General features: G+C 30.6%; 1 protein-coding gene and 1 pseudogene. Both read left to right on the top strand.

Annotated elements, in window-relative coordinates; genetic code table 11:
* Positions 1–705: 705 nt before the first annotated feature.
* A complete protein-coding gene (locus GMA06_RS08155) occupies positions 706–3,267 on the top strand; it encodes a type I restriction-modification system subunit M (protein ID WP_163562277.1) in 2,562 nt (853 codons plus the stop codon).
* Positions 3,267–3,447 (top strand): annotated as a pseudogene (locus GMA06_RS08435) (hypothetical protein); the annotation flags it as partial. The gene GMA06_RS08155 and the pseudogene GMA06_RS08435, both read left to right, overlap by 1 nt.

Below are 3,447 nucleotides of genomic sequence, written 5' to 3'. Positions count from 1 at the left end.
TTGTTTCTGAATATGATCCAATACTTATAACTTTATATTTGCCAAGTTCATCGAATTCAGACTCAATAGATGTCCCTCCAGTAGACTTACCGAAATCTTCCAACTTACGTTGTTCCCAATCGTCAATAAAAAAGATATATTGACTAATAATATACAATATTTTTATTTTTTACTTTTCAAAAATATAAGCATTTTATCTAACTCATTTATGTTTTTCTTATTTTTAGATAAAAATAAGAAAATTGTCAAGTTAAGTGTTGAATTGCAAGAAATACAAGTAAAGAATTTGGACAAGAAAAAGAATAGTCTGTCATTATATCACAAAATATCATTGATTTTAGTAGATAAATTAGAAATGTAGTAACGTTAATGATAGATGATAAGAATAAAAAATAAATATATAAAAGAGAATGTATTCAAAAGTAAGGTGTAATGAATTATAGTGATTTTTTACTATTATGGATAATAAAAGGGTGTATCCCATATTTCTTTTTTAGTACAGCGTGATATAATTGAGCATGAGAGTATTTTGATAAAAGGTTAATATATAGCGTTTATTTGTCAATGTTATATAAAAATGTATGCATCTCAAATGTAAATATTTTTGTTAAAGTTAGTGTGTACTTTGTGCAATGAGAAGGAGAAAATATATTATTAACAGAATGAAGATAGTTTTATTTGTTAATAAGAAAAGGAGAAAAAAGAATGATTACATCAGAGGAAATAAAATCACGTTTATGGAGTGGTGCGAATGAACTACGTGGTTCAATGGATGCCACTAGATATAAGGATTATATGTTAGGCCTTATGTTTTATAAATTTTTAAGTGATAAAACACTTAAAGAATTTGCAATAGCTTGTGGTCTTTCTGCTACGGATAATTGGTATGATGAATATTGTAATGCATATTTAGAGTATGGACAATCAATTGAAGATATGATTCAAAATATGGTAGGGTATTGTATACGTCCGGAGTATCTTTATCATACGTGGATTAAAGATATGAATTCAGGGCATTTTGAAGTGCAGAAAGTAATGGATAGTTTGAATCAATTTGAACGTAGTATTTCTGTAACAAGTAGAGCGAATGATTTTCAAGGTCTTTTTGCAAATTCAACACTGGATTTATCAGATACATCTCTTGGGAGTAATTTGAATGAGCGTAGTAAAAATATTCAAGCTCTTATTCGACTGTTTGAAGATTTGGATATGGTTTCTCTCCAAGACGGTGATGTACTTGGTGATGCGTATGAATATTTAATTGGACAATTTGCTATGGAATCAGGTAAGAAGGCTGGAGAGTTCTATACACCTCGACAAGTCAGTGAAGTCATGGCACAAATTGTGACAACAAACGATACAATAAAATCTATCTATGATCCTACTGTTGGTTCTGGCTCGCTTCTTTTAACAGTAAAACAACATTTAACAAAGGAAGAACAGAAAAAACTTGAGTACTATGGTCAAGAGAAAAATACAGCGACTTACAACTTAACACGTATGAATTTATTACTTCATGGTGTTGAACCTAATAAAATGAATATTAAAAATGGCGATACTCTTTCTCAAGATTGGCCGGAAGATCCAGAACGTCCAAATGAAGGTGTTCAGTTTGATGCAGTTGTTATGAATCCACCGTATTCTATTAAAAATTGGAATCGTTATGGACTTAAACCGAGTGATCCACGTTTTGAAATTGCGGGAGTTCTGCCTCCAGATTCAAAAGGAGATTTTGCTTTCTTACTTCATGGTTTGTATCATTTGTCTATAAAAGGACTTATGGCAATTGTTTTACCTCACGGTGTTTTGTTTCGTGGTGCAGCAGAAGGAGAAATTAGGAAACGTTTAATAGAGAAAAATCAAATAGATGCTGTTATTGGACTACCAAATAATCTTTTTACGAATACGGGTATCCCAGTATGTATTATTATCTTGAAGAAAAATCGTGAATTAAATGAACCAATTCTGTTTATTGATGCTTCACGTAATTTTGTTAAAGAAGGAAAACAAAATGTTCTTCAAGAAAAAGATATTGCAAAAATTGTTGATGTTTATAAAAATCGTACAGAAGAGAAAGGGTATAGTCATTTAGCATCACGACAAGAATTAATAGAAAATGAATATAATATGAATATTCCACGTTATGTGGAAGCTTCTGATGAAGAAATTCCTCATGATGTTGATGCACATTTATATGGCGGCATACCAGAAAAAAATATACAGTCTTTAAAAGTTTTAAATGAAACGGTTCAGGATATTTTAAATAAGGCGTTTATTGAAAAGCGTCCGGGCTATTTAGAGTTAAATCAACCGCTCGAAGAACTTTCTGAAAATATTTTTTCGAGTCGTGCTATACAAGAAAAATCACAAAAAATTAAAGCAACTATTGAAAATTATATCCAATGCTATTGGACAAAATTGCATCAACTAAACTATAAAAATAACGTAAGTATGATAAAAGCAAGTATGCTTGAAGATATTAAAAAGTGTCTGGACGAATTTGGACAAATTGATATTTATGAAGGGTATCAAATTATTGCAGAAATGTGGAAAAATGCATTGATGCATGATGCGGAACTTATTGAGCAATTAGGATTTTATCAAGCTGGACGAACACGTGAACCGAATATCGTATCAAAAAAAGGTAAAGAGAAAATTCAAGATGGTTGGAACGGAGCAATTATTCCTAATAATCTTATAGCTGATTATTGTTATGAACGTGAACAAGAACGGATTACAGCACTAAAATCACGTCTTTTAGATATTGAGAGTGAATTGAGTGAACTTGTAGAAAATGCTAAAGTAGAAGATAGCGAGGAGAATATTATTCTTGGTGATTTTCTGAAAAGAAATAATGAAGGTGAGATACAAGATAGTTTTGATAGTAAGTTGATAACAGCAGGGATGAAAGAAGTGACAAAAGGGTCAGATGAATATAATCTCTTAAAAAATGTATCTAACTTATTAAAAGAAAAAACATCTATTGGTAAAGAAATCAAATTAAAAGAACAAGAAGTGAAAGAATTAGTATGGAATCGTATAGAGAATTTAAGTGATGAAGAAGTTGATGAACTTTTATACCAAAAATGGTTTGGCTCTGTTATTGAAAAAGTTTTACTTCTAGTAGAAAAACCACTAAAAAAAGAGATTGCTGTGATTGATGAGTTAAACAAACGTTATTCAGATACATTAGATGATATAGATGATGAAATATTAAAACTTGAACAGGAGTTTGAAAAACTGATGAGTGAATTGGTGGTGCTTTAATGGTGGAAAACAACAAAAAAATACCAAAAAGACGCTTTAAACAGTTCAAAAATGCTGATGCTTGGGAACAACGTAAGTTGGAAGATTTCGGTAAGTCTACTGGAGGGACATCTATTGAGTCTGAATTCGATGAACTTGGCAAATATAAAGTTATAAGTATTGGATCATATTCAGAAACAA

Origin of the sequence: Granulicatella sp. zg-84, from assembly GCF_010892375.1 — a bacterium.
GTDB lineage: Bacteria > Bacillota > Bacilli > Lactobacillales > Aerococcaceae > WM01.
Note: the sequence above shows the minus strand (reverse complement) of the source record. Positions and strands in the feature narration are given on the sequence as shown.

Coding starts and splice junctions, on each gene's coding strand:
- GMA06_RS08155 (WP_163562277.1), top strand. CDS start 706: ATGATTACATCAGAGGAAATAAAATCACGTTTATGGAGTGGTGCGAAT.